Annotated in this window: 7 protein-coding genes; all 7 read left to right on the forward strand. The window is 41.4% G+C overall.

Going from position 1 to position 5,758, the window contains the following annotated elements; translation table 11 throughout:
• Window positions 1-30: 30 nt before the first annotated feature.
• The 7 genes from HT723_RS01290 to rplA all read left to right on the forward strand — a co-directional run bounded on the left by HT723_RS01290 (window position 31) and on the right by rplA (window position 5,586).
• Window positions 31-318 (forward strand): rhodanese-like domain-containing protein, encoded by a 288-nt coding sequence (locus HT723_RS01290; protein ID WP_023936571.1) that lies wholly within the window; start codon window positions 31-33, stop codon window positions 316-318.
• A 171-nt stretch (window positions 319-489) separates the two neighbouring features.
• Window positions 490-1,815, forward strand: coding sequence for a branched-chain amino acid transport system II carrier protein (brnQ, locus tag HT723_RS01295; RefSeq protein WP_031233635.1), 1,326 nt, complete (start codon window positions 490-492; stop codon window positions 1,813-1,815).
• A 97-nt stretch (window positions 1,816-1,912) separates the two neighbouring features.
• Window positions 1,913-2,950, forward strand: a complete 1,038-nt coding sequence (locus tag HT723_RS01300) for a M42 family metallopeptidase (RefSeq protein ID WP_172934471.1) — start codon at window positions 1,913-1,915, stop codon at window positions 2,948-2,950.
• A 1-nt stretch (window position 2,951) separates the two neighbouring features.
• Complete coding sequence (locus HT723_RS01305) at window positions 2,952-3,422, forward strand: HIT family protein (protein WP_172925103.1); 471 nt, start codon at window positions 2,952-2,954, stop codon at window positions 3,420-3,422.
• 2 nt (window positions 3,423-3,424) lie between these two features.
• Window positions 3,425-4,141, forward strand: a complete 717-nt coding sequence (gene ldcB / locus HT723_RS01310; protein ID WP_172926395.1) for an LD-carboxypeptidase LdcB/DacB — start codon at window positions 3,425-3,427, stop codon at window positions 4,139-4,141.
• Between the two features lie 122 nt (window positions 4,142-4,263).
• Window positions 4,264-4,689: a 50S ribosomal protein L11 gene (gene rplK / locus HT723_RS01315; RefSeq protein ID WP_001085812.1), complete on the forward strand. Its 426-nt coding sequence runs from the start codon at window positions 4,264-4,266 to the stop codon at window positions 4,687-4,689.
• 207 nt (window positions 4,690-4,896) lie between these two features.
• The gene (gene rplA, locus HT723_RS01320) at window positions 4,897-5,586 is read left to right on the forward strand and encodes a 50S ribosomal protein L1 (protein ID WP_001085675.1); all 690 of its coding nucleotides are present in this window, start codon (window positions 4,897-4,899) and stop codon (window positions 5,584-5,586) included.
• Window positions 5,587-5,758: the final 172 nt, after the last annotated feature.

Raw genomic sequence — 5,758 nt, forward strand, 5'->3', positions numbered from 1 at the left:
CGTGGTTTGAAGAGTATTAGGAGAAAAAGAATGAAAGAAATAACCTTTGACGCATTTTACCAGCTTTATCAAAACGACCAACTTTCTTTAGTGGACGTGAGAGAAGTGGATGAATTTGAAGCTCTTCATTTAGAAGGCGCCTACAACCTGCCACTTAGTCAATTGCCTGATACCTATGATCAATTGGACAAGGATCAGTTACATTATGTTATTTGTAAATCTGGAATGAGATCGGCGCGTGCTTGCCAATTCCTATCAGAACAAGGTTATGAGGTTATCAATGTACAAGGTGGTATGACTGCCTTTGAAGAACTGTAAACATTATAATTTTCTCCTACTTGGTGTGGACTGGGTAGGGGAAAGTTATTTTTAGATAATTCTCATTTTTAAGAATCTTGAAAACATTCAATATTTACTTCGTGAAGCTTTTTTCATACTCCTATTCATGATATACTAGGTCAGTATTTTATAAATATGAAGGAGATTTTCATGGCTAAAAAAGGTGCCTTAACAGGTTTACTCCTGTTTGGAATATTTTTTGGTGCGGGGAACTTGATTTTTCCGCCTTCTCTAGGTGCTCTATCTGGAGAACATTTTCTTCCTGCCATCGCAGGTTTTGTCTTTTCAGGTGTCGGTATCGCCGTCTTGACTCTTATTATTGGAACGCTAAATCCTAAAGGATATATCTACGAGATTTCAACAAAGATAGCGCCTTGGTTTGCGACTCTTTACCTCTCAGTTCTTTATTTGTCAATCGGTCCATTCTTTGCTATCCCACGTACTGCTACAACAGCTTACGAAGTAGGGATTAGCCCCCTTTTGTCGGATGCAAATAAAGGTCTTGGTTTGATTGTCTTTACGATTCTGTATTTTGTGGCAGCCTATTTGATTTCGCTTAATCCATCAAAAATCTTAGACCGTATCGGCCGTATTTTAACGCCAGTCTTTGCGATTTTGATCGTTATCTTGGTTGTTCTAGGAGCTTTCAAATACGGTGGAACAAGTCCTCAAGCTGCTTCAGCTGCTTATCAAGCTTCTGCCTTTGGTACAGGTTTCCTAGAAGGTTATAATACCTTGGATGCCCTTGCTTCAGTTGCCTTTAGCGTAATCGCAGTTCAAACCTTGAAACAACTTGGATTTTCAAGTAAGAAAGAATACATTTCAACTATTTGGGTGGTTGGTATCGTTGTTGCCCTTGCCTTCAGCGCTCTTTACATCGGTTTAGGTTTCCTTGGAAATCATTTTCCAGTACCAGCTGAAGCGATGAAGGGTGGAACACCAGGTGTTTACATTTTGTCACAAGCTACTCAAGAAATCTTTGGCTCAACAGCTCAACTCTTCCTTGCAGCTATGGTTACTGTAACCTGCTTCACAACAACAGTTGGACTGATTGTGTCAACAGCTGAGTTCTTTAATGAACGCTTCCCACAAATCAGCTACAAGGTTTATGCGACAGCCTTTACCTTGATTGGATTTGTCATTGCCAATTTGGGTCTTGATGCGATTATCAAGTACTCAATCCCTGTGCTGGTTATTTTGTACCCAATCACGATTGCCATCGTTATGATTGTCATTGTCAACAAATTCGTGGCTCTTTCAAAACCAGGTATGCAGTTGACAATTGCTGTTGTTACAGCTATTGGCATTGCAAGCGTACTAGGAAGCTCCTTTAAGGTTGAATTTTTTGCAAATCTTGTTAGCGTTCTTCCTTTTGCCAAGGCCTCACTCCCATGGTTGGTGCCAGCCATCGTTGGAATCTTGCTCTCATTGGTTCTACCAAACAAGCAAGAAAGCGATGTTTTTGAAATGGAATAATTACTAAAATCACTTTTGTAGTCAAGTCTACAGGAGTGGTTTTCTTTTTTTATCCGATGATAAATGTGTTATAATAGGTAGCAAAAGAGGTGAAGAAATGAATCAAACAGTAGAATATATCAAAGAACTAACAGCTATTGCATCGCCAACAGGCTTCACTCGTGAGATTTCGGACTATTTAGTCAAAACTTTAGAAGGTTTTGGTTACCAGCCGGTTCGCACAGCCAAGGGCGGTGTTAATGTAACTATTAAAGGTCAAAATGATGAGGAACAACGCTATGTGACTGCCCATGTAGATACGCTTGGTGCTATTGTCCGTGCTGTCAAATCAGACGGCCGTCTCAAATTGGACCGTATTGGTGGTTTTCCTTGGAATATGATTGAAGGAGAAAACTGTACCGTTCATGTAGCTAGCACAGGTCAAAAGGTATCGGGAAGCATTCTCATCCACCAAACTTCTTGCCATGTCTACAAGGATGCAGGAACTGCAGAACGCACGCAAGACAATATGGAAGTGCGTTTGGACGCCAAAGTAACTAGTGAAAAAGAAACTCGTGCCTTGGGGATTGAGATCGGTGATTTTATCAGCTTTGACCCACGAACAGTCGTGACAGAGATAGGTTTTATCAAGTCTCGTCATTTGGACGATAAAGTTAGCGCAGCGATTTTGCTTAATCTCCTTCGTATTTATAAGGAAGAGAAGATTGAATTGCCCGTAACAACCCATTTTGCCTTTTCAGTCTTTGAAGAAGTGGGACATGGGGCTAACTCTAATATTCCTGCTCAGGTAGTCGAATATCTGGCTGTTGATATGGGAGCTATGGGCGATGGCCAGCAAACAGATGAGTACACAGTGTCTATCTGTGTCAAGGATGCCTCAGGCCCTTATCACTATGACTTCCGTCAACATTTGGTGACCTTGGCGAAAGAGCAAGATATTCCTTTTAAGCTGGACATCTATCCATTTTATGGTTCGGATGCTTCAGCGGCCATGTCCGCAGGGGCAGAGGTCAAACACGCCCTCCTTGGCGCGGGTATCGAGTCTAGTCATTCTTATGAGCGTACTCATATTGACTCGGTGGTCGCAACAGAGCGTATGGTTGATGCTTACATTAAGAGCGCGTTGGTAGACTAATATGTGTCTTATATGCCAGAGAATTGAGCTCATCAAGAAGGGAGAAAATCCCTATTTTGTCAAAGAGTTGGAAACAGGCTATCTTGTGATTGGAGATCACCAGTATTTTGCAGGCTATAGTCTCTTTCTAGCCAAGGAACACGTCACGGAATTGCATCATTTGAAAAAGGAAACAAGACTACGTTTTCTCGAAGAAATGAGTCTAGTCCAAGAGGCAGTTGCCAAGACCTTTGCTGCTGAGAAAATGAATGTTGAACTTCTAGGAAATGGCGATGCCCATCTCCACTGGCATCTTTTCCCTAGACGAAGCGGTGACATGAATGGTCACGGTCTCAAGGGACGTGGTCCAGTTTGGTGGGTTCCCTTTGAAGAAATGACAACAAAAACCTGCCAAGCAAAACCAGATGAGATTAAAAGATTAGTTAAACGTTTATCGTCAGAACTAGATAAACTATTAGAAATAAAGGAGTAGAAATGAAAAAAAGATACCTTGTCTTGACAGCCTTGATATCCTTGAGTCTAGCAGCTTGTTCACAAGAAAAAGCAAAAAATGAAGATGGCACAGCTAAGACAGAACAGACAGCCAAAGCTGATGGGACAGTCGGCAGTAAGTCTCAAGGGGCTGCCCAGAAAAAAGCAGAAGTGGTCAATAAAGGTGATTACTACAGCATCCAAGGAAAATACGACGAAATCATCGTAGCCAATAAACATTATCCTTTGTCGAAAGACTATAATCCGGGGGAAAATCCAACAGCCAAGGCTGAGTTGGTCAAACTCATCAAAGCGATGCAAGAGGCAGGTTTCCCTATTAGTGATCATTACAGTGGTTTTAGAAGTTATGAAACTCAGACCAAGCTCTATCAAGATTATGTCAACCAAGATGGAAAGGCAGCAGCTGACCGTTACTCTGCCCGTCCTGGCTATAGCGAACACCAGACAGGCTTGGCCTTTGATGTGATTGGGACTGATGGTGATTTGGTGACAGAAGAAAAAGCAGCCCAATGGCTCTTGGATCATGCAGCTGATTATGGCTTTGTTGTCCGTTATCTCAAAGGCAAGGAAAAGGAAACAGGCTATATGGCTGAGGAATGGCACCTGCGTTATGTAGGAAAAGAAGCTAAAGAAATTGCTGCAAGTGGTCTCAGTTTGGAAGAGTATTACGGCTTTGAAGGCGGAGATTACGTCGATTAAAAAATAAACTTTTCTCTTGCAATTCCAGATAAATAGTGTATAATAGATGGGTATGTGAAAAGCATACTTGTGGGAGGTAAAAATCTCTAATTACCGCCAAAACCACAAAGGAGGATTTAAAAATGGCTAAAAAAGTCGAAAAACTTGTAAAATTGCAAATCCCTGCTGGTAAAGCTACACCAGCTCCACCGGTTGGACCTGCTCTTGGTCAAGCTGGTATCAACATCATGGGATTCACAAAAGAGTTCAACGCTCGTACAGCTGACCAAGCTGGGATGATCATTCCAGTTGTTATCTCAGTTTACGAAGATAAATCATTTACTTTCGTTACGAAAACACCACCAGCTGCTGTTCTTTTGAAAAAAGCTGCAGGTGTTGAAAAAGGATCAAGTACACCTAATAAAACTAAAGTTGCTACAGTTACTCGTGCACAAGTACAAGAAATTGCAGAAACTAAGATGCCAGATTTGAACGCAGCAAACGTAGAGTCTGCAATGCGTATGATCGAAGGTACTGCTCGTTCTATGGGATTCACTGTTGTTGACTAATCAATAACACAGTAGAAAATCTCACAGCAGTCTATTAGTTGCTTTTCATACTAGGCAAGTGACTGATACTTGTACTTGGGTACAGCAAGGGAACTTAAGGCCGTAGGAAAAGGAAAGTAATAGACTGAAAACCCGCAAGACTTCATCATTTCGAGGAGTGACGTGGGAGATGAAAATCGATTGAACCACTTACAAGGAGAATAGAAAATGGCTAAAAAAAGCAAACAACTTCGTGCTGCTCTTGAGAAAATCGACAGCACAAAAGCATACAGCGTAGAAGAAGCTGTAGCACTTGCAAAAGAAACTAACTTTGCAAAATTTGACGCAACTGTAGAAGTTGCTTACAACTTGAACATCGACGTTAAAAAAGCTGACCAACAAATCCGTGGAGCAATGGTATTGCCAAACGGTACTGGTAAAACTTCACGCGTTCTTGTTTTCGCACGCGGTGCAAAAGCTGAAGAAGCAAAAGCTGCTGGTGCAGACTTTGTTGGTGAAGATGACCTTGTTGCTAAAATCAACGACGGTTGGTTGGACTTCGACGTAGTTATCGCTACACCTGATATGATGGCTCTTGTTGGACGTCTTGGACGTGTCCTTGGACCACGTAACTTGATGCCAAACCCTAAAACTGGTACTGTAACAATGGATGTTGCTAAAGCAGTTGAAGAGTCTAAAGGTGGTAAAATCACTTACCGTGCTGACCGTGCAGGTAACGTTCAAGCAATCATCGGTAAAGTATCATTTGAAGCTGAAAAATTGGTTGAAAACTTCAAAGCTTTCAACGAAACAATCCAAAAAGCAAAACCAGCTACAGCTAAAGGAACTTACGTAACAAACTTGACTATCACAACTACTCAAGGTGTTGGTATCAAAGTTGACGTAAACTCACTTTAATCAGTAGTTAAAGTAATGTAAAAAAGTTGAAGACGCTATGTCTCAACTTTTTTTGATTTCAAAATCTAGTGGAATAAATCTGGAATAGTCCATCGAGCTTTCTAATACTCTTCGAAAATCTCTTCAAACCACGTCAACGTCGCCTTGCCGTGAGTATGGTTACTGACTTCGT

It is taken from the genome of Streptococcus sp. 2106 (genome assembly GCF_013277315.1).
Classification (GTDB): Bacteria; Bacillota; Bacilli; order Lactobacillales; family Streptococcaceae; genus Streptococcus; species Streptococcus pseudopneumoniae.